A 22526-nucleotide genomic window follows, 5' to 3' on the forward strand; every position below is an offset into this window, starting at 1 on the left:
AGCTGCGCGATCTGCTGCAGCGTCGCGTTCACATCCGAGGTCAGCGTCGTGGTCATCGACTGCACCGACACCGGCGCATCGCCGCCGACCGGAACGTTGCCGACCATGATCTGACGCGAGACGCGGCGGGTGGCGAGCGGCTTGAGCGGCAGGGACGGAATACCGAGCGAGATCGCGGTCATGTGCGCAGGGTTCCCCGGAGTAGAGGTGACGGACGCCGGGTGTGCGATCGCACACCCGGCGTCCAACGGTACGGCACCCGCGGGGCCGCGCACGCACACCCCCTGAGCGGGGCTAGCTGATCTTCACCGGGTTGATCACGTCGGCGATCAGCACCAGCAGGGTGAAGCCGATGAAGATGCTGGCCACCACGTAGGCCAGCGGCATCAGCTTGGCGACGTCGAAGGGTCCGGGGTCGGGCCGCTTGAAGAGCATGGCACCGCGCCGCCGGATCGACTCCCACAACGCCCCGGCCACGTGCCCGCCGTCCAGCGGCAGCAGCGGCAGCATGTTGAACAGGAAGAGCGAGAGGTTGATCCCGGCCAACAGGTTGACCATGAAGGCGATCCGCTGCGAGGCCGGCATGTGCAGCGCGAAGACCTCGCCGCCGACCCGGGCCGCGCCGACCATGCCGACCGGGGAGTCGGCCTGACGCGGGGTGCCCTTGACCACCGAGTCCCACAGCGCCGGGATCTTGCCGGGCAGCGCCACCAGCGAGTGGATGCCGGTGTCGGCCATGTCGGACATCTTGCTCAGGCTCTCGTCGAAGCCCAGCTGGACCACCCCGGTGGTCGGGCTGATCCCGAGGAAGCCGGCCGTCACCGGCTTGGCACCCGGAACCGGGTCGCCGTACTTGTCGAGCTTGGCGAGCTGGTTCTGGGTGATCTGCGCGCTCAGGGTCAGCTGCTGACCGGCGCGCTTGACCACGATCGGCACCGTCTTGCCGTAGGAGTCGCGGATGTCCGAGGAGAGCTGCTGGTAGTTGTGGATCGCCTGGCCGTTGAAGGAGACGATGCTGTCGCCCGCCTTCAGCCCGGCCGCGGCGGCCGGCGAGGGGGGCGCGTCCTTACCGCAGGTGTCGTTGGTCTGGGTGGCCGGGACCACGCACTGCGAGACCGAGCCGACGATCGGCAGCGACTTGGGCACGCCGAAGCCCATCATGGTGATCAGGAAGAGGGCGAAGGCCAGGATCAGGTTCATGAAGGGCCCGGCGAACATCACGATGATCCGCTGCCAGGGCTTGCGGGTGTAGAAGAGCCGGTTCTCGTCGCCGGGCTGCAGCTCCTCGTAGGAGGCCTCGCGGGCGTCCTCGATCATCGAGCGCCAGGGCGAGCTGCTGCGCTTGGTGATCTTCCCGTCGGCCCCCGGCGGGAACATCCCGATCATCCGGATGTACCCGCCCAGCGGGACCGCCTTGAAGCCGTACTCGGTCTCACCCTTCTTCCGGGACCACACGGTGGGCCCGAAGCCGACCATGTACTGCGGCACCCGGATCTTGAAGAGCTTGGCCGTCGACAGGTGGCCCAGCTCGTGCCAGGCGATCGAGACGAGCAGCCCGACGAAAAAGACCACGATGCCCAGCACCGTCATCACTGCAGTCACCGCTGGTCCTCCGTCATATCGCTCCCATTACCGGCCCTGGCGCGCAGCGTAACGCCCGGTTCTTAACCCGCCGCCAGCTCCCGGGCCCTGGCCCGCGCCCAGCCCTCCGCTTCCAGTACGTCCTCGATCGTCAGGGAAGTTCCCCGACCGGCGCCGTCGTGCTCGGCGACCACCTTGGCGACCGTGTCGACGATCGCGGTGAAGGCGAGCGAGCCGTGCAGGAAGGCGTCCACACACTCCTCGTTGGCCGCGTTGAAGACGGCCGGGGCCGTTCCGCCGAGCGTACCGACCTCGCGGGCCAGCGCCACCGCCGGGAAGGCCTCGTCGTCCAGCGGAAAGAACTCCCAGGTGGCGGCCTTGGTCCAGTCACAGCCGGGGGCCGCGTCCGGGATCCGCTCGGGCCAGCCGAGGCCCAGCGCGATCGGCATCCGCATGTCCGGCGGGCTGGCCTGGGCCAGCGTTGACCCGTCCGTGAACTCCACCATCGAGTGGACCACCGACTGCGGATGCACCACCACGTCGATCCGCTCGAAGGGGATGTCGTAGAGCAGGTGCGCCTCGATCACCTCAAGGCCCTTGTTCACCAGGGTGGCCGAGTTGATCGTCACCACCGGGCCCATCGCCCAGGTCGGGTGCGCGAGCGCGTCCTTGGGAGTGACCCCGGCCAGCTGCTCACGGGTGCGGCCGCGGAACGGGCCGCCGCTCGCGGTGACCACCAGGCGGCGCACCTCGCGCGGGGTGCCGGCGCTCAGCGCCTGGAAGAGCGCGGCGTGCTCCGAGTCGACCGGCACGATCTGGCCCGGCGCGGCCACCGCCCTGACCAGCGGGCCGCCGACGATCAGCGACTCCTTGTTGGCCAGCACCAGCACCCGCCCGGCGCGCAGCGCGGCCAGCGTCGGCGCCAGGCCGATCGAACCGGTGATGCCGTTCAGCACCGAGTGGCAGGGCAGCTGGGCCAGCTCGGTGGCGGCCTCCGGTCCGGCCAGCACGGTCGGCAGCGGCCGCCCGGCGGCCCGCTCGGCCAGCGCGGCGCGCAGCGCCGGCTCGGCCTCGGGACGGGCCACCGCCACGGTGTGCACGCCGAGCCGGAAGGCCTGCTCCGCGAGCAGCTCGACCTGCCCGCCGGCCGCCGAGAGCGCGACCACCTTGAACCGGTCCGGGTTGCGGAGCACGATGTCGATGGCCTGGGTGCCGATCGAGCCGGTGGAGCCGAGCAGGACCAGCTCCCGTGGGCCTGACGGGTCGTCGACGACCGGAGTGAAGCGCAGCTGCGGGTGGGCGAGCGAGTTCATGGGCTCCATTGTGGCGTGCCGTCGCGCACCGGCCTACCGCTGCCCCCGCACGGATCCGGACGGCCGCACCCCCGGCTCCACACGGGAACCGGGGGAGCGGCCGCTCCGTCCAGGACGTCAGAGGTGTTCAGGACGGTCAGAGGTGTTCGGACGGTCAGAGGTCGAGGCCGGTGAGCACCAGGACCTTCTCGAAGGTGAAGTCGCCCATCGCGTACTTGACCCCTTCGCGGCCCACGCCCGAGTCCTTCACACCGCCGTACGGCATCTGGTCGGCACGGTAGGACGGGGCGTCGCCGATGACCACGCCACCCACCTGCAGCTCGCGGTGGGCCCGGAAAGCGGTCTGCACGTCATGCGTGAAGACGCCCGCCTGCAGGCCGAAGGCCGAGTCGTTGACGGCGGCGAAGGCCTCCTCGGTGGAGTCCACCCGGTGCAGCGACAGCACCGGGCCGAAGACCTCGGCGGTGGCCAGGATCGCGTCGGCGGGCAGCTCGGCCAGCACGGTCGGGGCGTAGGCCGCACCGTCGCGGGTGCCGCCGGTGAGCACCTTGGCCCCCTTGGCGACGGCGTCGGCCACCCACTCCTCGACCCGCTTGGCGGCGTTCACGTCCACCAGCGGACCGACGTCGGTGGCGTCCGCGGCCGGGTCACCGGTCACCTGCGCCTCGACCTTGGCGACCACCTTCTCGACCAGCACGTCGTACACCGTCGCGTCCGCGATCACCCGCTGCACCGAGATGCAGGACTGGCCGCCCTGGTAGTTGGCGAAGGTCGCGATCCGGGTGGCGGCCCACTCCAGGTCGGCCTCCGAGGACCAGTCGGCGAGCACCACGGCGGCGGCGTTGCCGCCGAGCTCCAGGGTGACGTGCTTGCGCGGCACCGAGTCCATGATCTGGTAGCCGACCTTGTCCGAACCGGTGAAGGAGATCACCGGCAGACGGGGGTCCTGGACCAGCGCGGGCATCTTGGCGTTCTCCACCGGCAGCACGCTCCAGGAGCCGGCCGGCAGCTCGGTCTCGGCCAGCAGCTCGCCCAGCAGCAGGGCGGAGAGCGGGGTGGCCGGGGCCGGCTTGAGGATGATCGGGGCACCGACCGCGATCGCCGGGGCGACCTTGTGGGCCACCAGGTTGAGCGGGAAGTTGAACGGGGCGATGCCGAGCACCACACCGCGCGGGAAGCGGCGCACCACCGCGTAACGGCCCACGCCGCCCGGGTCGGTGTCCAGCCGCATGGTCTCGCCGTTGGTGCGGCGCGCCTCCTCGGCGGCCCAGCGGAAGACCGAGGCGGCCCGGCCGACCTCGCCGCGCGCCCACTTGATCGGCTTGCCGTTCTCGGCGGTGATCAGCCGGGCGATCTCCTCGGTGCGCTCGGTCAGCCGGCGGGCCACGTGGTCGAGCGCGGTGGCGCGCACATGCGCCGGGGTGGCGGCGAAGACCGGCAGCGCGGCGACCGCGGCCTCGACGGCCTGCTCCACCTGCGCGTCGGTGGGGATGCCGACCGTGCCGACCAGGCTGTCGTCGAACGGGTGGCGGACCTCGAAGTCGGTCTCGCCGGTCTCCTGGCGGCCGGCCAGCCAGAATGCGTGGGTCGTGGTCACGGTGCTACCGGCCTCTCCTGTCGGTGAATCGTCCGCCCCAACGGTAGGCGGACAACCATTCGCAACGGATTGGCCAAGGTGGAGCGGTCGCCGATGCGCTTTACGCCTCGGCGGTGCGCTTCCAGCTTCGGCCCGCTCAGTCCTCGCCGGAGCGCAGCGCCAGCCAGAGCTCCATCCGCACGTCGGTGTCGTCCAGCGAACGGCCGAGCAGCTCCTCCACCCGGCGCATCCGGTACCGCAGGGTGTGCCGGTGCACGCCGAGGTCGGCGGCGGCCGCGTCCCACTGGCCGTGCCGCGAGAGCCAGGCGCGCAGCGAGGCCACCAGGTCGCCGCGGGCGGTGCGGTCGTGCTCGCGCAGCGGGCGCAGCAGGCCCTCGGCGAAGGCGGCCACCGCGTCCTCGCCGAGCAGCGGCAGCAGCGAGCCCGCGCCGACCTCCTCGTGGCCCACCGAGCGGCGACCACCGCGCAACGCCACCGCCAGCGCCCGCTCGGCCTGCGCATAAGCACCGCCGGCCTCCTCGATCGCGGCCGGCGCCGAGACGCCCAGCGCCAGGCCCTCGTGCTCCTCCACCGCGCCGAGGCAGGCCCGGTGCACCGCGCCGCCGTCGACCGCGAGCAGCACCAGCCGCTCGCCGTGCGCGGCCCCCTCCTTGCCGTCCTTGCCGTCCCGGCCGGCCGGCTCGCGGGCCACCAGCAGCTTCTCGCCGGCCCGGCCACCGGCCTGCTCGGCCCGCTCGGCCAGTTCGGTCAGGTCGTGCACCGGCGCCTCGCCCTCGGCCCGCTCGGCCCCCGGGGCGGCCCCGGCCACCAGCACCCGTATGGTGCCCTCGGGCAGACCACCGAAGAGACCCGCGGCCACCTGCCGGGCGGTGCCCACCTGCCCGGCCAGCACCAGGCGCAGCAGCGCGGCGCCCATCCGCTCCTCGGCGTGCCGCAGCTCGCGCGACCGCTCCAGGGTCAGCGTCAGCAGGGCGACCGCGGCGTTCAGCACATAGCGCTCGGTCGGGGTGATCCGGTCCTCGGTGCCCACCGCGAGGAAGCCGCGGGCCCGCCGGTCGGCGCCCAGCGACTGGACCACCACGAAGTCCTCGTCCGCGGTGTCGAAGCCGGGCGCGCGGCCCTGCAGCGCGGCACTCGCCGGAGCCGGGCGGCGGCGCAGCCGGTCCACCTCGGAGGCCAGCCGGGCCGCCCGGCGGGCCGCCCAGTCCGGGGCCACCACCGAGAGCGCACCCGAGCTGTCGTAGAGCGCGGCCCAGCCCCCGAGCCGGGCCGCGAGTCTGCGCACCACCGCGGCCGTGCCGTTCTGGCCCAGCGCCGCCCGGGTCAGCTCATCCTGCGCCTCGAAACTGGTGGTCACCGCCTCGTACTGCTCGGCCGCCAGCGCGGCCGAGACCGCCTTGCTGATCGCGATGAACGGGGTCGGCTCGGGCACCCGCAGCAGCGGCAGCCCGCGCTGGGCAGCCGCGTCCACCAGCGGCTGCGGCACCTCGGTGTGCGACAGGCCCACCCCCAGCCCAAGACCCACCACCCCCGAATCGGCCAACCGGTGGACGTAGGACTGCAGGCTCTTGGTACTCGTCCCCAGCTTGATCCCGGTGGTGAGCAGCAGCTCGCCGCCTTCGAGGAACGGAGTGGGGTCGTCCAGCTCACTGGTGTGCACCCAGCGGACCGGCCGCTCCAGGTGGTCCGCGCCGGCGAGGACCGTGAGATGGAGCGAGGAGTTGCGCACGACGGAGGCGAGTGTGGGGGGCATGGCACCTTCGATGGGACGACCCGGCGGCCACGTTGCGACCGGGCGGCGGCGGGAGCTTCGCTCTGCTGGGACGCTTTCATTATGGACGCTGCGGACAAGCCGTGACGCCGAATCCACCGCCGCGTAACTAACCGAATGCCTGTCGGATGACCACGCTCCGACAGCACCGCCCGCCTGACCGCCCGTCAGGCCCGCAGATCCACCAGGAGCGGCGGCACCTGCTCCCCGCCCACCGTGGTCAGCGAGACCACCGCGTGCCCGGTCGGCAGCGCGTGTGCCAGATCCGAGGGCGACCAGCGCTCGCGCTCCACCTCCCGGGTGGTCACGCTCTCGGTCTGCGCGGTGGTCCCCGACAGCGCCTTGCGGGCCAGCCGCCCGGCCTTGCGCAGCATCCCGCCCGAGGTGTCCGGGGCCAGCGTCACCGCCCGCTCGCGCACCAGCACCGTGCCCCAGGCCTCGGAGAACAGCTTCCCGTCCCACGGCGCGATCCCCGGAAAGGCCATCCGGCACCCCACCGCCCCGAACAGCGGCACCCGCAGCGCCTCCGGCAGATCCACCAGGCTGCGCAGCAGCAGCACCGCGCCCGCGTTGGCCCCCGGCAGCCGCCGCAACCCCTGCACCGCGCCCGCGTCCAGCGCCGCCGAGGCGTCGTCCACCACCAGACCCGCGAAGAGCGAGTGGTCCTCGCGGGCCACCGCGGCCTGCAGGAACTGACCCACCACCAACCGCGACAGGATCCGGGCCGCCTCCGGATGCCCGCGCTCGGGCAGCTTCACCCGCACCCGCAGCGGATGCTCCAGCGCCCGCATCGCGAAGGCCGGCCGGGCCCCCGCCCCCGCGGTCTCGAAGCAGCCCGCGAAGGCCGGCCGGTCCAGCAGCGCCAGCCGGTCGGCCAGCAGCGCCCCCGGATCGTCCACCTTGCCGTGCCGGCTGCGCCGGTGCTGCACGTCCGGCTCGTGCAGGCCCAGCAGCTCCTCGGCCCGCAACCGCTCGACCAGGCCCGACCAGCTCTCCTCGTCACCACCGAGCAGCGCCCGCAGCTCACGCACCCCCGGGTAACGCCCGTACCCCGCGTGGAACGGCCCGATAACCTGCTGCAGCGCCATCCGCGCGCTCTGCGCCCGCGCCGAGAGCTCGTCCGGCAGCAGCGCATCCGCCAGCCGGGCCGCCGCCGCGTCCGGATCCCGCGCCGCCCCGTACAGGTCCAGCCCGTACGCCGTCCCCGGATCACCCGGCGCGATCACCACGTCGTACTCCGCGTCCGGCCCCAGCTCGGCCTCGGCCGCACCGACCACCACCACACAGGCCATCCGGGCCAGCGCCTGCAGACACAGCGCCTCCGCCACCGGCCTGGCCAGCCGGCTCGTCTTCCCCGTCCCCGCCGGCCCCACCGCCAGCAGCGAGGTCGCCAGCACCTCCTGGTCCAGCGCGAACCCCACCCCCCGGTGCGTCGCCGGATTCTTCGGCACCTCCTGCGCCGTCCCCAACCGCACCTGCCCCACCAGCAGATCGTGCTCCGCCACCCGCACCGGCAGATCCCGCGCCTCGGACGGATGCGCACACGCCCCCGCCCCCCGCACCGCCACCTGCTCCCCGAACGCCCCCACCAACCCCGGCTGCCCCGCCACCTCACGCCACACACGATGGATGCGCACATAGTCGACATCACTGACGCGCCCGGCCCTGGTGTCCTCCTCCACCGCGCCCAGCACCTCCCCGAGCCCCCCCTGCCGAAGCTGCGCCCAGGGGTCGATGTCCGGATCCGCCGCCACCGGGGTCGCACCTGCGGTCCCGTCGTCGGTCACAGCCTTGGACAGCACCGGGAGAAGGTTGCGCCGAAAGCCTTGGGGCGACAGAAAGCGTCGGTACACCTCCAGCCACCGGCCCATACGGCCGAACAGAGCGATGAAGAAGATCACCAGAACGAGGTTTATCAGCGTCTCGACCACGCTGAACTGGTCGGGCGAGAGCGCGTGGAACCAGCCGAGATAGCCGATGGTGTACATCACAGCCGGCGTGCCGTAACGGTAGGCGAGAAGGCAGGTCACCAGATTGGCCGCGGCCCGGAGGAGAAGGGGCCCGACTGGCTGTGGCGGACTGTCCTCGTCCTTGGACACGGTCGACGGCAGGTACCCGAAACGGTAGATTCCCGGCTTGGCTGGCGGGCGCTGCTCGGCGATCCAGGCCGCGAGGCTGCTGCGCGCCGGGCGATGGGTCGGCTGACTCGGAAGCAGGCTCGGTCCAGGAGTCGGGCTCTCCTGCGGCACCAGGTCCACCCGCCGCCCGTATGCGCCGTCCAGTCCCATTGCGGCCCCGCTCCCTTGCCCCGACCTGCCCGGCTGAGTGTTACCCATGCCGCCCGGCGGGCGACACCCCGCGCTCAATGTAGTGGAGGGGGCGGCCGGGGCAGCGGTTCTTCCGCCGGGTGGGCGGGGATGGCCGGGCAGGACAAGTCGGACGGCCCAGTGCGCCCCACTGGCGCATGCCGGGCGCGGCGGGGCGGCCGTAGCCTGCGAGGAACAGCCGTCCAGAAACAACGCCGACTGGAGATACCCCATGAGCGCCGCACCGCTGCTCCCGCAGGAGCGCCGTCTGGTCACCGCGATCCCCGGCCCGAAGTCGCAGGAGCTGCAGGCCCGCAAGCTGGGCGCGGTGGCGGCCGGAGTGGGCACCACCCTGCCCGTCTACGTCGCGCGCGCCGGTGGCGGCGTGCTGGAGGACGTGGACGGCAACAGCCTGATCGACTTCGGCTCCGGCATCGCCGTGGTCAACGTCGGCAACAGCGCCGCGGCCGTGGTGGACAAGGCCAGTGAGCAGCTGGCCGCCTTCACCCACACCTGCTTCATGGTGACCCCGTACGAGGGCTACGTGGCGGTCGCCGAGCAGCTGAACGCGCTCACCCCGGGCGACCACGAGAAGCGCACCGCGCTGTTCAACTCGGGTGCCGAGGCGGTGGAGAACGCGGTGAAGATCGCCCGCGCCTACACCAAGCGCACCGCCGTGGTGGTCTTCGACCACGGCTACCACGGCCGGACCAACCTGACCATGGGCATGACGGCGAAGAACGTGCCGTACAAGCAGGGCTTCGGGCCGTTCGCGCCGGAGGTCTACCGGGTGCCGGTCGCCTACCCCTACCGCTGGCTGACCGGGGCGGAGAACTGCGCCGCCGAGGCGGCCGCGCAGGCGATCGACCTGATCAACAAGCAGATCGGCGCCGACAACGTCGCGGCGATCGTGATCGAGCCGATCCAGGGCGAGGGCGGCTTCATCGAGCCGGCCAAGGGCTTCCTGCCGGCCATCGTGGAGTACGCGAAGGCCAACGGGATCGTCTTCGTCGCGGACGAGATCCAGACCGGCTTCTGCCGCACCGGCCAGTGGTTCGCCTGTGAGGACGAGGGCATCGTCCCGGACCTGATCACCACCGCCAAGGGCATCGCCGGCGGTCTGCCGCTGGCCGCGGTGACCGGCCGCGCCGAGATCATGGACGCCGCGCCGTCGGGCGGCCTGGGCGGCACCTACGGTGGCAACCCGGTGGCCTGCGCCGCCGCACTGGGCTCGATCGAGACCATGAGGACCCTGGACCTGAACGCCAGGGCGCAGCGGATCGGCGAGGTCATGCTGGGCCGGCTGCGCTCGATGCAGGAGAAGTTCGAGGTGATCGGCGACGTCCGCGGCCGCGGTGCGATGATCGCCATCGAGCTGGTGCAGCCGGGCTCCAAGGAGCCCAACCCGCAGGCCGCCGCCGCCCTGGCGAAGGCCTGCCACGCCGAGGGCCTGGTGGTGCTGACCGCCGGCACCTACGGCAACGTGCTGCGCTTCCTGCCGCCGCTGGTGATGCCGGAGCACCTGCTCGCCGAGGGCCTGGACATCATCGAGAACGCCTTCGGCACCATCTGAGCCAGGGCATCCGAGCCAGGGCATCCGAGCCGGGACATCTCAGCCGGCGCCGGCTGACTCGGCGTCAACTCCGCTGCACCGGTGCGCCCGGGCCCCTGTCGGCCCGGGCGCACCGGCGTCCGGACGCTTGGCCGGCGGTGCAGGTTGCGCCGGTTCCGGTGAAGATGCTGTGCAATCCCGGGGAAGCCCGATCCGCTCGGAATCGGCTTGACGTAGTGTCGTAACAGATGGACAGCGAGCCTCATCCAGCGGTCGGCGTGCCGACCCGCGAGGACAACTCGGCGCCCCCGTCGGCGCCGTCACAGAACCGATCGACCGGCCGTCCGGCCCACACCCCCCGGGACGCACGGAGCGGCGATCACCCCAGCCGCCCCGGGGCTCTCCCCCCCGCTCCGGGGCGGCTCCTCGCTGTCGCGATACACCCGCCCCGCATCGCCACCGCGGCCCTGGCCAGGGTGCGCGACAGCCTGGCGACCCCGCTGCTGCTCGGCGCGCTGCTGGCGCTGGTCTCCTGGCAGGTAGCGGCCTCAGGGCCGTTGCTCGGACTGGACCGCTGGGTGCGCAGCTCGGTGGCCCAGCTGCGGGACACGCTGCACAGCGGTGCCCTGGACTGGTGCGCCCACCTGCTGTCCGACCTCGGCAGCACGGTGCCGGCCGTCCCGGTACTGCTCGGCGCCGGCGGGCTGGCCGCCTGGCGGTCCCGGCGCGCCGGGGTGCGGCGCTGGTGGCTGCCGCTGCTGGTCGCACCGCTCGCCGCGGTGCTGATCCCGCTGCTGGTGGTGCCGGCCAAGGACTACTTCGCCCGTCCGGGGCCGCTCGAGCTGCCGCTCAGCCCGGGGTCGTGGGGCTGGTACCCGTCGGGTCACACCACCACGGCCGGCGTGAGCTACGGGGTCGGCGCCCTGCTGGTCGGTCGCACGCTGCGGACGGCGGCCCGGCGTGCGCTCTACGCGGCCACCGCGCTGCTCGGGTTCGGCGTGGGGGTCGGGCTGATCTGGTGCGTCTACCACTGGTTCCTGGACGTGCTGGCCGGGTGGTGCCTGTCCGTGCTGGTGCTCTGGTGCCTGACCAGGTGGCTGCCGCGGGATCCGGCCCGGCGGCCGGCGGCCGACCTGGGAGAAGCCGGCCCGGAGAGAAACTGAGCCTGGCTCACCATGTGGCTGGCTCGCTACCGGGGCCGGGCGCTACCCTGGGCCCACTTCCCCCGCCGAGGAGCCCGCGCATGACCAGCTCGCCCACCGACCGCTCCCCCCTCGGCGACGCGCAGGCCCCCGACGCCCGGGCCACGGCCGGCCCGGCCGCTGACGTCGCACCCACGGACGGCGAGCCGATGGACGCCGCACTCGCAGACACCGCACCCGCAGACGCCGCACCCGTTGACGGCGTGGCCGAGCTGGCCGACGAGCTGACCCGGGCGATGAAGCGGATCAGGCACCGCACCGTGCACCGTCTGGAGCCGTACGGACTGACCCCCGGCCAGGGCCGCGCGCTGCGCGTGCTGGCCCACGCCGAGCAGTGCGAGACCCCCGGCCGGGCGATGCGGCTGAGCGAGCTGGCCGACCGGCTGAACGTGGCCCCTCGCTCGGCCACCACCGTGGTGGACGCCCTGGAACAGGGCGCGCTGGTCGAGCGGGTGCCCGATCCGGCGGACCGGCGCTCGGTCGGACTGGTGCTGACGGCGGCCGGGCGGGCGGCGGTGGAGCGGGTCGCGCAGGTCCGCCACGAGGTCGCCGAGGAGTACTTCAGCGGGGCCGCTGCGGCGGACGTGGCCGCGATGCTGCGGGTGCTCAGGGCCGCGGAAGCGGCACACGCCCAGCCGCCGGCTCGCTCGCCCGCCCCTGAGCCCCACGCCGGGTCCCACTCCTCGCCGACCGGCCCAGCGCGGCGAGGAGTCGACGCGGCGCCGAGGCCGGCAGCGCGCTGAGCGCGATCCCCGCGATCACCAGCAGCGCCGCGCCGCCCGCCGGCGGGGTGATCGCCTCGCCGAGCAGCAGCCAGGCCGAGGACATCCCGAAGACCGGCACCAGCAGCGAGTACGGCGCCACCGCGCCGGCGTCGTAGGTGCGCAGCAGGAAGCCCCAGGCGCCGAAGCCGAACAGGGTGGCGAGCAGGCCGACGTAGACGACCGTGCCCAGGCCGGCCGGGGTGATCGAGGCCAGCGCGTGCAGATCGGCCCTCGGGCCCTCGACCAGCAGGGAGAGCGCGAGCAGCGGCAGCGGGGGCACCGCGCTGACCCAGACCATCCAGCGCAGCAGGTCGGGCGGCGCGGCCTTGCGGGTGAGCACGTTGGACAGCCCCCAGGCCACCGCCGCCGCGATGACCAGGGCGAAGGACCTGACCGGCCCGCCCAGCCCGTTGTCGGCCGCGGCCAGCGCGATGCCCACCGTCGCCAGCGCCAGCCCGGCGATCCGCCGCGGCCCGGGGCGCTCCCGCAGCATCCCGGCCGCGAAGAGCGCGGTGAAGACGGCCTGGCTCTGCAGGACCAGCGAGGACAGGCCGGCCGGCATCCCCTCGTGCATGCCGAGGAAGAGCGAGCCGAACTTCAGCACGCCGAGCACGAATCCGACGGCCAGCACCCAGCGCCAGGCGACCCTGGGCGGGCCGATGAAGAAGATCGCGGGCACCGCGACCACGGTGAACCGCAGTGCGCAGAAGAGCAGTGGCGGGAAGCTCTTCAGGCCGACGTCGATCAGCACGAAGTTCAGGCCCCAGACGGCGGCGACCAGCACGGCCAGGGCGATGTGACGGGGCTTCATGGTGCTCGAAGCACCGGGCGTACCAACGGTGGCGGACATGCCCCGAGGATGTCCCAGCAGGACTCTTCAGCACCAGCGAAGAATGCTGAAGCAAACCGTTCAGTGATGCTAATGAGTAGCGCATAATCAGGCCCATGATGGATCTCGGAAGGCTTCGCGCGCTGCACGCGGTCGCGGTGCACGGCTCGGTCGGCAAGGCGGCGGTCGCGCTCGGCTTCACCTCCTCGGCGGTCTCGCAGCAGATCTCCAAGCTGGAGCGGGAGACCCGCACGGTGCTGCTGGAACGCCAGGGCCGCGGCGTGGTGCTCACCGACGCCGCCCAGGAGTTGGCCGGCACCGCGCGGCAGGTGCTGGCTCTGGTGGAGCAGGCCGAGGTGACGCTGGAGCAGCAACGCGGCCAGGCGATCGGCCAGTTGCGGGTGGCCTCCTTCGCCACCGGTGCGCGCGGACTGCTGCCCGGCGCGCTGGCCGAGCTGCGGGTGAGCTGCCCCGAGCTGGAGATCCGGCTGCTGGAGACGGATCCGTACCTGGCCGGCGAGCTGGTGGCGCGCGGCGAGGTGGACCTGGCCGTGGTGCAGGACTGGCCCTCCGTCCCGCTGCCGGTTCCCGAGGGCGTGTCCCGGCTGGACCTGGGCCTGGATCCGGTGGACCTGCTGCTGCGCGCCGAGGACCCGCTGGCCGCGCTCACCGAGGTCCCGGTGGCCAAGCTGCTCGGGCAGCGGTGGACCAGTGTGCCGCCGGGCAACATCTGTCACGACTGGCTGGTGCGGACCATGCGCGAGGCCGGCGAGGAGCCCGACGTGCTGTACCAGGTCGGCGAGTTCGAGACCCAGATCGCGCTGATCGCGGCGGGCCTCGGGCTGGGGCTGGTCCCCCGGCTCGGGCGCGGTCCGCTGCCGGCCGGCGTGGTGGCCCGCCCGGTGGTGCCGCGGCCCACCCGGCGGGTCTTCACGCTCTGGCGCACCCAGGCCTCGCGGCGCCCCGCGATCATCGCCGCGCTGGACGCGCTGCGGCGTCGCTGGCCGCTGCGGGACGCGGCGCAGGGGCCGGGCGAGGCGGCCGGCTGACGCTTCGGGCGGTCGGGCTCCACACCGGCCGCCCGCGGTCAGATCACGGCGCCGATGGTGAGCGGCAGCCCCAGGTGGGTCTCGGCCAGCGAGCGGAAGCCCGCACCGTCGGCGAGGTGGATCTGCTGGAACTGCGGGGTGTCGACCAGGTCGAGCGCCTCCTCGGAGAAGCCGCCCGTACTCAGCCAGAGCCCGTGCCCGGCCGACTCCTCCGCAACGGCCTCCGCCAGGGTGCGGACCTCGCCGGCCCCCACCTCGCCCGGACGCCGGGAGGCGCAGACCACCCAGCGGCCGGGCAGCGCGCTGTCCGGGGCACCGGTCCCGGTGGCCACCAGGCCGGAGCGGCCGCGCAGCCGCACACTCCAGTCACCCAGACCGCCACGGGTCAGCACCTCGCGGACCAGCACCACGAACTCGCCGGGCGACAGGTCGCCCACCGCGGGCACCGCCGCGCCGGCCGTGGCGCACGGCTGAACGGCCGCCCTGGCGTACGGGTCCGGGGTGACCGCGGCGCCCAGCTCGCGCAGCCGCACCAGCGCCTCGTCCTGCTCGGCCGCCGCGTAGACGCCCGGCTCGCCCTCCTCCTCCGCCGGCTCGGCGTCCACCACCAGCCGGGTGCGGGCCAGCGCGTCCCGGTCGGCGTCGACGGTGAGCAGGCAGGTCGGAGCCGGCTCACGCAGCCAGCCGTTGAGCACCACCCCGGACAGGACGCCGTCGGTGTCCACCGCGTCGGCCGCCTGCAGAGCCCGCAGCGCCAGCCGGGAGACCAGGCGCAGGTAGTCCGCGGCGCGGTCGGCGGGTGCGCGCGGCACCGGGCTGATCTCGCCCTCGGCGGTCAGCCGGTAGCCGTCGAGCGAGGGGACCAGGCCGAGCGGCGGCAGATCCAGGTCGAGGACGACGGTGCGAGTCAGCGGCCGGAACACCGCCCGGCAGGTGGCGGGCAGCTCGGGGGTGGCGGCCTCGGCGGCGGCCAGGGCCCGCTCCAGCAGGGACTCGACGGCGGCCGGCTCGGCCTCCCGATAGGCCCGCCGGCACTCCTCCAGGCTGTCGTTGTACTCCTGCACCGCACGGGCCCTGGCCTGCTCGGCCTCCTCATGGGCGAGCCGGGAGGCGGCCTCGTTCGGGTCGGCGGCGGACGCCCGTTCGGATCGCCAGCGCCGCAGCGCGCGCTGGTGGGTGAGCCGGGCCTGGGCCAGCTCGCGCTGGTAGCCGGAGTCCAGCAGCCGCCGCGCCACGTTGGCGTCCGGGTCGGCGGCGACCGGCTCGGGCGGGGCGAAGTCCGCCCACCGCGGCTCACGCTCGACGGGCTCCGCCGACCCGTCCTCGGGATAGGGGCGGGGCTCGTAACTGCGCCGCTGGCTCTCGAAGTCCATCGCGCTGACCGGCAGCGCGAGCCGGACGAGCAGCTCGTTCAGACGCTGCTGCTCGGCGCGGACGGTGGCCGTCCGATGGTGCGTCAGTTCGGCGGCCCGCACATGCGCGGCCACCGCGGGATCGATCCCGGCGCCGCCGGGAGCACCACCGCCCGCGGTGCCGGTGGTGGACCCGCCACCGGCGCCACCACCGCCAGGCTGGAACTGCTGGGGGACCGTCTCGTCGGGACCGCCGGTCGAGCCGCCGAACACCGAGGCCAGGAAGCCCGCACGGGGGCCAAGGGCACCGTCGACACCGGAATGGCGCTTGGTCGAATCCTGCATCGGCGGTTGGTCCCCCGTGCTCGTCCGGCGCTTCTTCGATGGCCGGGCAACTGCGCTGGCCGGGCATGCCCGTGGTGGCGGCATACCCCCCACGAGCATTCTCCACCGCCCGGCCGCTCAGATGGTCGGGGTGTCCTCAGTTGGTCATCGTGTTGGTGAGGTGCATGCCGATGTAGCCGACGTAGATCCGACCGCTGCCCGAGCAGTCGTCCAGGTAGTGCAGGCGAGGCGCCGTCCGGCCGCCGCCGATCCGCAGATGGGCACCCATGAAGGCGCGACCGCTGGGATCGACCGATGGCGGCACGGCGAACATCCGCTCCCGGCGCATCTTGGTGTGACTGCAGACCGTGCGGGACTCGTTGCGCACGGCCTTGCGCGGCGGGAAGTGGCTGCCCCCGACCGGCGCGTGCTCGCACCACTGCTTGAAGTCCCCACGGGCCGCGCCGTGTACGGCCACGGTGGCGTACTCCTGCAGCGCGGTCAGGCCCTCCCAGGTGAGCCTGACCCAGTTGCCGCCGACCGTGTGCGCGTCCAGTGCCACGGTCTCCTTCTCGTCGCCGGTGAAGCTCACTAGCGGGAACTCGCCCATGCGGTAGAGCAGTTCGGTGAAGGTACTGGGACCGTCCGAGGCCGGCCCGAGCAGCCCGGCCGGATCGGGCACGACCTCACCCGGCGGGCAGAGCAGACTGCCGAGCGCCCGCAGCTGGGCACTGACCCGACGCAGTGCGGTGTCCTGCAGCTCGTTCTCCGCACGCAGGTGCAGCTCGCGCCGGTGCGAGCGGTGCAGGCTGTGCCGCACTCGCTGCAATTCATCCGCCCCATGTTGCTGGGTGTCCGTCAGTTCGGTCACCAGCTCGGAGAGTTCGGCCGTCAGCCGAGCGTCCGGGCCGCTGTCGGGCCGGGCGGCGGGCGCGGTCGGGCGCAGCCGCAGCACCGGCACCCTGGCCAGCGGTTCGGGCAGCGGGGCGAGGGCGGCCAGCCGCCGCGGCTCCCGGGCCAGCAGCGCGGCGGCGCGGCGCGGTTCGCCCTCGATCCGGTGGCGGGGCAGCACCAGATGCCGCTGGCCGTCCCGCCGGGAGGCCGGGTCGACCTCGGGCAGGTAGGTGCGAACGGCACCGCCGTAGACGGCGTGGAACTCCAGGGCGGTGTTGAACGCGACCCGGGCGCCGGGGTCCAGCACATAGCAGACGGCGAGCCCGGCCACCTTGCTCAGCAGTGGCTGCAGTTGGTCCGCCGCCCAGTCCCGCGGATCGAGGTCGGCGGGCACGCTGGCGACCACGATCGGCAGCCGACGCCCCGGATCGCACAGCTCGTCGATCAGCACCTCGACCTCGGCGGCGGCGATGATCCGGGGCTGCGTGCGGACCTCGACCGTCCCGTCCAGCGCATCGACCAGCGGGAGCAGGCTGTTGACCAGCTCGGGGACCGGGACGCCGCTCGGGGTGCGCAGGCCGGGCGCGGCCGTCGACTGCTCGGCTTCCAGGCGGATCCAGCTGGCACCGCCGTCCTCGGTGGCCACGGTGACGGTGAGCTGGTGGGTGCCGTGTGCGGCGGGGGTGCGCAGCCGACGGCGGGCGTAGCGGCCGGGCGGGGCACCGGGCGGACCGGCGGGCAGCGGGCCGGCGTCCCGGTCGAGGATGACGCGCTCGCCGAGGCGGTGCCGAACGGCGGCCGGCGCGGGGCCGGGAGAGCTCCCGGGCGGGGCGCCGATCAGCTGGGACGCGCTCGCGAGCAGATCGGGCGAGAGGCCCGGGGGGCTGCCGGGCGGAAGGCCTGGCGCGAGGTCGAGCGAGGAGTGCGGGGCGGGCTCGGACAGCGGATCGAGCTGGGGGTCGGGCGGCGGGGCCGGCGGGGGCTCGGCATGGCCCTCGTACTTGAGCCAGGCGCCCAGGCACTGGTCCACCAACGCGACCGCGTCGGTATGGGACTGACGGGTAGTCACCGTCATCCGGTAGGGCGTGGCGTGGCCCGGCTGGAGTGGTCCGGGGCGGGGGTCGGCGGCCGCTGATGGCGCGGCACGGTCGATGCTCATGGGTGGTGCCTCCGTGGTGCGCTGGTCGGGTCTGACGGTCCTCCATCGATGGGGTGATGTCTGGCTCCGGCCGGCGGGAGCCGACCAAGTCCTTGCCGGGAGAACGCCGCGGCCCGGAGCTGGAGTTCCAGTTCCGGGCCGCGTTCATTCGTTCGAGTGTCAATCGCCCGTCACCTGATGGACATGGCGACAGGTGTTGTATAAGCCGTGACGCCACGCAGAGTGATCGGGGTGAACCCGATCCTCACGCGCTGCTGAGCCGCTGTGCCCCACCGATCCGGCATGCCGGCAGCGCGGACAGATCGGGGGGCGGCGCCGGAACCGCCAGCGGACAGCCCTGCGCCACCTGGTAGTTGGCCAGAATCACGATGGGCTCGTTGCCGTGGTTGTAACCGATGTGGACCTGCTGGGGCAGCTCGACCAGCGGCTCCCCGGGCCGGGTGATCTCCACCGTGCCGTCCTGCAACACCCGCGTGAGGGTCCCGGAGAGGACGACCGCCTGCACCAGCGCCGGATGGTAGTGCCAGCCGGTGTTCTCGCCCGGCGGGATGGTGATGGTACGGATCACGGCCATCGGGATCTGCTCCTGTGACTCGGCGGTCGTCTCAGGCTACTGACCGTCAGCCGCGCGGGAGGCCGATTCCGTGGGCTTTGGCCGAAAGAACATGCGACTGAGTCGATTACCGACTGAATCATCCGTTCAGCGGCTCACCGGATAACCTCCGGGCTGTCCGACCAGGGCACCTCGATGTGGAAGTGCCCGGTGGGCACCGCCGTCGCGGTGCCGCCGCTGGCCTCCGCCAGCCAGGTGTGGAATCCCGCGAGATCCGGCTCGGGCACCCCCACCTCGATCCGCACCCCGGCCGCCTCGTAGTGCAGCTCACGCACCGCGTAGCCGGCCGCCCGCAGCTCGTTCTCCAGCCGGCCGGCCCTGGTGTGGTCGGCCGCCACCGCCAGGAGCGCCACCGGTCGGCGCTCGACCAGCCCGACCTCGTCCAGCGCCGCCGACACCACTCCCCCGTAAGCGCGCACCAGGCCGCCCGCACCGAGCAGGACGCCGCCGAAGTACCGGGTCACCACCGCCACCGTGTCGGTGACGCCGCGTCGGCGCAGCACCTCCAGCATCGGCACTCCTGCGGTGCCGGCCGGCTCACCGTCGTCGCTGGAGCGCTCGCGGCGCTGCTCGGCGCCGATCACGAAGGCCGTGCAGTTGTGCCGGGCGTCCCAGTAGCGCTTACGGATCCCCGCGATGAACTCCTGCGCCGCCGCCTCGTCGCCGACCCGGGCGAGATGGCAGATGAACCGGGAGCGCTTCACCTCGATCTCGTGGCTGCCGTCCGCGCGGATGGTCAGGTCGGGCTTGGCGGCGGGCTGTGGCATGGCGCGGCGGGTCTCCGACCGGTGAGCAGGCGAACGGGCGTCCGGCCAGCCTAACCACCCGGAACCAGCGGGGACCCCGCCCCGGCGCCGGGGTCCCCGCGGCGCCGACGGGGCGAGCGCGGATCAGCGACCGCTCAGCGCGTCCAGTTGCCCGCGGTCCAGGCCGGTCAGTGCGGTGACCTCGGCCAGGTCCACCGCGCCGCAGTCCAGCCCGCGCAGCAGGTAGCCGCTGAGCGCCTTGGCGGTGGCGGGCTCGTCCATCACATCGCCCCCGGCCTTGGCGACGTACGCCGCCAGACGGGCAGCGGCGGCGGCCAGGCCCTCGCGGTAGAAGGCGTAGACCGCCGCGTACCGGGTCGGCAGGTGTGCCGGGTGCATGTCCCAGCCCTGGTAGTAGGCCCGGGCCAGCGAGCGCCGGACCAGCGTGTGGTGCAGCCGCCAGGCCGCCACCACCTGCTCGCGCGGCCCGGTCGGGATCACGTTGGTCGAGCCGTCCGAGAGCCGGACGCCGGTGCCGGACGCGGCCACCTGCATGACGGCCTTCGCGTGGTCGGCCACCGGGTGGTCCATGCTCTGGTAGGCGGCGCTGACGCCGCAGGAGGCGCTGTAGTCGAAGGTGCCGTAGTGCAGGCCGGTGGCCCGGCCCTCGGCCGCCTCGATCAACAGCGCGACGGTGGCCCGGCCGTCGGGCCCCAGGATCGCCTGGGTGGTCTCGATCTGGATCTCGAAGCCGATCCGCCCCGCGGGGAGCCCGGCCCGTCGCTCGAAGTCCTCCAGCAACCGGACCAGCGCCGTCACCTGTGCCGGGTAGGTCACCTTGGGCAGGGTGAGGACCAGGCCCGCGGGCAGCTCGCGCCCGTCCTCCAGCAGGGTGGCCAGGAAGAGTTCCAGCGTGCGGATGCCCCGGTCGCGGACCGCGGCCTCCATGCACTTGATCCGGATCCCGAGGTACGGCGGCGCGCTGCCGTCGGACACCGCCGCGCTGATCAGCCGGGCCGCGCGTACCGTCGCGGCGTCCTCCTCCTCGTCCGGGCGCGGGCCGTAGCCGTCCTCGAAGTCGATCCGCAGGTCCTCGACCGGCTCGCGCTGGAGCTTGGCCCGGACCCGGGCGTGCACCTCGGTCATCAGCTCGTCGGCCGGCAGCCCGAGCGCCTCGGCCAGCTCGGCCGGTGTCCCGGCGTGCGTGTCCAGTGCCTCCAGCGCCTGACGGCCCCACTCGGCCACGGTGTCGGCGGCGAAGACGTCGGCCGGAACGTAGACGGTGTGGACGGGCTGGCGGCTACCGGAGTCGCCCGGGTAGCGGGCGGCGAGTTCGGCGTCGACCGGACCGAGGAGCGCGTCCACGGCCGCTCGGGCGGCAGCGGAGAAGGTCAGACTCTCCACGGGTGCTTCGGGTGCGGTGGCACCGCCCAGCTCGGCCTGCGACATCGGGCTCCTCCACGCTGAAGTCTTTCAACAATTTGTTGATGCGTGTGAAGGTAGCCCTGGCCGCCACCGGGCGTCAATGGTCGCCCGGTGAGTGGACTGTTCGCGCTGCTCGCCCTCCTGGCAGCTGCCCGCGGCTACTCGCCGCTACTCACGACCGAGCGTCGCGTAGCGGTCCCGCAGCTCCGGCAGGATCCTTCGGATCTCGCCCTGGCTGACCGGGGCCCCCGGCCGCTTGCCGCTGACGCCGTACTGAGTGAAGAGGAAGTCGGCCAGCCGACCCTCGTCGGGCTCGTGGCCGAACGCGTCCTGGTAGGCGACCAGTGCCTCGACGGCCAGATCCACCGTCAGCTGCGGTCCCTGCAAGGCCGACTCGGCCTCGGCCAAGGCGGGCACAGGAGCCTCGGGTCGGTTCTGGGCGCGGTTCTTCGGGGCGAAGACATCCATCGCGGGCTCCGGAGCGGGGGCCACCGGAACCGGGAACTCCTCCACCGGGGCCTCCGCCACCAGGAGCTGTTGAGCCTCGGTCGCCTCAGCAGCGGTCCTGTCAGCGTGTGTCGGCTCCGGGTGTCCGTCGGCCCGCACCTCGACGCGCTGCTGAACCGGAGCGGGCGCCGCCTGCGGCTCGGGCTGGGTCTGCTGATGTTGGGTCTGCTGCGGCTGGGGCTGGCGCTGCTGAGGGGGCATCTGCTGCGCCTGCGGCTCCTGCGGCCGCTGCCGCGGCGGGCGCTGCGACTGCTGCTGGGGCTGCTGCTGGGGGAGGTTCGACTGCGGCAGCCGGGGCGCCCCGGCCGGCGCCTTGAACCACGGAGACAGCTGACCTGCGGGACGAGCCACGTTCGGCATCGTCTCGGCGACGGGCTGCGGAGCAGGTTCCTGCTGCTCGGCGACCGCCCGGATGTCCCGCAGCGCAGTCACCGGCCGCGCTGTCCGCACCGGGGCACCGGTCCCCTCTGACGGCGTCGTCGGCTCCTGGGGCTCCTGCGGGTTCTGCCCGTCCCGCCAACGCGCGGCGGCCAGCTTCGCGAGGGTCGGAACAGCCACGGCTGCCGACACCGTCGGTGCCTCCGCTGTCGTCTGCTCCACGGCCCGTGCAGCCGCCGGCTCCGCAGCCGCGGCAACAGCGGGCACGACAGGCGGATCGATCCGGTCCAGCAGGCTCACGTCCAGCGGCACACCGTACTTGGCCAGCTTGAGCGGCAGCAGCGCCTGGATCGGCGCCGAACGTCGCCACCCTCGGCCGTACCGGAAGCGCAGCTGCGCGCGGTAGACCAAACGATTCTGCTCCAGCCGCACAACCTCGTCGTAGGACCGGAGCTCCCAGAGCTTCATCCGCCGCCAGAGCCGGAAGGTCGGCACCGGCGAAAGCACCCAGCGCATCAGCCGGACGGACTCCATGTGCCGGTCGGCCGAGATGGCCGCGATGCGCCCGACCGCGTGCCGGGATGCCTCGACCACGACGACGAAGAGCACAGGGATGACCGCGTGCATGCCCATCCCGAGCGGATCGCCCCAGGAGGCCGCCGCGTTGAACGCGATGGTGGCCACCGTGAGCAACCAGGCCGCCTGACGCAGCAACGGGAACGGTATGCGGAGCCAGGTCAGCACCAGGTCGAGGGCAAGCAGCACCACGATGCCGGCGTCGACACCGATCGGGAACGCGTAGGCGAAGTTGCCGAAGCCCTTGTGCAGGGCCAGCTCCCGCACTGCCGAGTAGGACCCGGCAAAGCCGATGCCGGAGATCAGACAGGCGCCGACCGCCACCAAGCCAAGCAGCACGCGGTGCGCGCGGGTAAGGGATGGACGTGCCATTCGTTGATCAACCCCTGGGTCGTGACTCGAACCATCGGGATCCTACTCGGACACACGTTCAGCTCTGTGCGCGGCACTCCCCCTGGCCAGGAGAGCGCTCCCAGACAAACGGGAAAATGATGGTGAACGCAGAGAAGCCCCCTTCCCGAAGGAAGGGGGCTTCTCTAGAATAATTGTTCGGCGGCGTCCTACTCTCCCACAGGGTCCCCCCTGCAG

Annotated in this window: 16 protein-coding genes and 1 pseudogene; 4 read left to right on the plus strand and 13 right to left on the minus strand. The window is 73.2% G+C overall.

What is annotated here, in order from left to right; genetic code table 11:
• From ACFZB9_RS36285 to ACFZB9_RS36310, 6 genes are all read right to left on the minus strand, one after another.
• The coding region (locus ACFZB9_RS36285; RefSeq protein ID WP_391454358.1) for a flavodoxin-dependent (E)-4-hydroxy-3-methylbut-2-enyl-diphosphate synthase at positions 1 to 182 on the minus strand (182 nt) is incomplete at its 3' end.
• Positions 183 to 294: 112 nt separating this feature from the next.
• Positions 295 to 1602, minus strand: a complete 1308-nt coding sequence (locus ACFZB9_RS36290) for a M50 family metallopeptidase (RefSeq protein WP_391454360.1) — start codon at positions 1600 to 1602, stop codon at positions 295 to 297.
• Between the two features lie 62 nt (positions 1603 to 1664).
• Positions 1665 to 2894, minus strand: a complete 1230-nt coding sequence (gene dxr, locus ACFZB9_RS36295; protein WP_391454361.1) for a 1-deoxy-D-xylulose-5-phosphate reductoisomerase — start codon at positions 2892 to 2894, stop codon at positions 1665 to 1667.
• 154 nt (positions 2895 to 3048) lie between these two features.
• Entirely contained in the window at positions 3049 to 4491 is a 1443-nt protein-coding gene (locus tag ACFZB9_RS36300; RefSeq protein ID WP_391454363.1) for an aldehyde dehydrogenase family protein, read from the minus strand.
• Between the two features lie 136 nt (positions 4492 to 4627).
• On the minus strand, positions 4628 to 6244 hold the full coding sequence (locus ACFZB9_RS36305) for a PucR family transcriptional regulator (protein ID WP_391454364.1): 1617 nt from the start codon (positions 6242 to 6244) through the stop codon (positions 4628 to 4630).
• A gap of 185 nt (positions 6245 to 6429) precedes the next feature.
• Complete coding sequence (locus tag ACFZB9_RS36310; protein WP_391454365.1) at positions 6430 to 8292, minus strand: ATP-binding protein; 1863 nt, start codon at positions 8290 to 8292, stop codon at positions 6430 to 6432.
• 508 nt (positions 8293 to 8800) lie between these two features.
• Here ACFZB9_RS36310 and gabT point away from each other — a divergent pair.
• The 3 genes and pseudogenes from gabT to ACFZB9_RS36325 form a co-directional block, all read left to right on the plus strand.
• Complete coding sequence (gene gabT, locus ACFZB9_RS36315) at positions 8801 to 10141, plus strand: 4-aminobutyrate--2-oxoglutarate transaminase (protein ID WP_391454366.1); 1341 nt, start codon at positions 8801 to 8803, stop codon at positions 10139 to 10141.
• Positions 10142 to 10596: 455 nt separating this feature from the next.
• The gene (locus ACFZB9_RS36320; protein ID WP_391454367.1) at positions 10597 to 11283 is read left to right on the plus strand and encodes a phosphatase PAP2 family protein; all 687 of its coding nucleotides are present in this window, start codon (positions 10597 to 10599) and stop codon (positions 11281 to 11283) included.
• Positions 11284 to 11558: 275 nt separating this feature from the next.
• Positions 11559 to 11792 (plus strand): annotated as a pseudogene (locus ACFZB9_RS36325) (MarR family winged helix-turn-helix transcriptional regulator); the annotation flags it as partial.
• Positions 11793 to 11928: 136 nt separating this feature from the next.
• On the opposite strand, the gene ACFZB9_RS36330 reads toward ACFZB9_RS36325, so the two are convergent.
• Positions 11929 to 12897, minus strand: coding sequence for an EamA family transporter (locus ACFZB9_RS36330; protein ID WP_391454380.1), 969 nt, complete (start codon positions 12895 to 12897; stop codon positions 11929 to 11931).
• Between the two features lie 134 nt (positions 12898 to 13031).
• Here ACFZB9_RS36330 and ACFZB9_RS36335 point away from each other — a divergent pair, with 134 nt between their 5' ends.
• Positions 13032 to 13964 carry a LysR substrate-binding domain-containing protein gene (locus tag ACFZB9_RS36335; RefSeq protein WP_391454369.1) on the plus strand — a complete coding sequence of 311 codons (933 nt, stop codon included), beginning with the start codon at positions 13032 to 13034 and terminating at the stop codon, positions 13962 to 13964.
• A gap of 38 nt (positions 13965 to 14002) precedes the next feature.
• Here the strand turns inward: ACFZB9_RS36335 and ACFZB9_RS36340 are convergent, their stop codons facing one another.
• The 6 genes from ACFZB9_RS36340 to ACFZB9_RS36365 form a co-directional block, all read right to left on the minus strand.
• On the minus strand, positions 14003 to 15661 hold the full coding sequence (locus ACFZB9_RS36340; RefSeq protein ID WP_391454370.1) for a restriction endonuclease: 1659 nt from the start codon (positions 15659 to 15661) through the stop codon (positions 14003 to 14005).
• Between the two features lie 136 nt (positions 15662 to 15797).
• Positions 15798 to 17693 carry a hypothetical protein gene (locus ACFZB9_RS36345; protein WP_391454371.1) on the minus strand — a complete coding sequence of 632 codons (1896 nt, stop codon included), beginning with the start codon at positions 17691 to 17693 and terminating at the stop codon, positions 15798 to 15800.
• A 244-nt stretch (positions 17694 to 17937) separates the two neighbouring features.
• Positions 17938 to 18267, minus strand: coding sequence for a cupin domain-containing protein (locus ACFZB9_RS36350; RefSeq protein ID WP_391454373.1), 330 nt, complete (start codon positions 18265 to 18267; stop codon positions 17938 to 17940).
• A 134-nt stretch (positions 18268 to 18401) separates the two neighbouring features.
• Positions 18402 to 19073, minus strand: a complete 672-nt coding sequence (locus tag ACFZB9_RS36355; protein ID WP_391454375.1) for a YigZ family protein — start codon at positions 19071 to 19073, stop codon at positions 18402 to 18404.
• Positions 19074 to 19196: 123 nt separating this feature from the next.
• Positions 19197 to 20501 carry a DUF6986 family protein gene (locus ACFZB9_RS36360; protein ID WP_391454377.1) on the minus strand — a complete coding sequence of 435 codons (1305 nt, stop codon included), beginning with the start codon at positions 20499 to 20501 and terminating at the stop codon, positions 19197 to 19199.
• 144 nt (positions 20502 to 20645) lie between these two features.
• Positions 20646 to 22310 carry a DUF2637 domain-containing protein gene (locus tag ACFZB9_RS36365; RefSeq protein ID WP_391454379.1) on the minus strand — a complete coding sequence of 555 codons (1665 nt, stop codon included), beginning with the start codon at positions 22308 to 22310 and terminating at the stop codon, positions 20646 to 20648.
• Between the last annotated feature and the right edge of the window lie 216 nt (positions 22311 to 22526).

It is taken from the genome of Kitasatospora sp. NPDC008050 (genome assembly GCF_042957465.1).
Lineage (GTDB): Bacteria > Actinomycetota > Actinomycetes > Streptomycetales > Streptomycetaceae > Kitasatospora.

Coding starts and splice junctions, on each gene's coding strand:
- ACFZB9_RS36365 (WP_391454379.1), bottom strand. CDS start 22,310: ATGGCACGTCCATCCCTTACCCGCGCGCACCGCGTGCTGCTTGGCTTG.
- ACFZB9_RS36335 (WP_391454369.1), top strand. CDS start 13,032: ATGATGGATCTCGGAAGGCTTCGCGCGCTGCACGCGGTCGCGGTGCAC.
- ACFZB9_RS36305 (WP_391454364.1), bottom strand. CDS start 6,244: ATGCCCCCCACACTCGCCTCCGTCGTGCGCAACTCCTCGCTCCATCTC.
- dxr (WP_391454361.1), bottom strand. CDS start 2,894: ATGAACTCGCTCGCCCACCCGCAGCTGCGCTTCACTCCGGTCGTCGAC.
- ACFZB9_RS36340 (WP_391454370.1), bottom strand. CDS start 15,661: ATGCAGGATTCGACCAAGCGCCATTCCGGTGTCGACGGTGCCCTTGGC.
- ACFZB9_RS36350 (WP_391454373.1), bottom strand. CDS start 18,267: ATGGCCGTGATCCGTACCATCACCATCCCGCCGGGCGAGAACACCGGC.
- ACFZB9_RS36355 (WP_391454375.1), bottom strand. CDS start 19,073: ATGCCACAGCCCGCCGCCAAGCCCGACCTGACCATCCGCGCGGACGGC.
- ACFZB9_RS36360 (WP_391454377.1), bottom strand. CDS start 20,501: ATGTCGCAGGCCGAGCTGGGCGGTGCCACCGCACCCGAAGCACCCGTG.
- ACFZB9_RS36345 (WP_391454371.1), bottom strand. CDS start 17,693: ATGAGCATCGACCGTGCCGCGCCATCAGCGGCCGCCGACCCCCGCCCC.
- gabT (WP_391454366.1), top strand. CDS start 8,801: ATGAGCGCCGCACCGCTGCTCCCGCAGGAGCGCCGTCTGGTCACCGCG.
- ACFZB9_RS36330 (WP_391454380.1), bottom strand. CDS start 12,897: ATGAAGCCCCGTCACATCGCCCTGGCCGTGCTGGTCGCCGCCGTCTGG.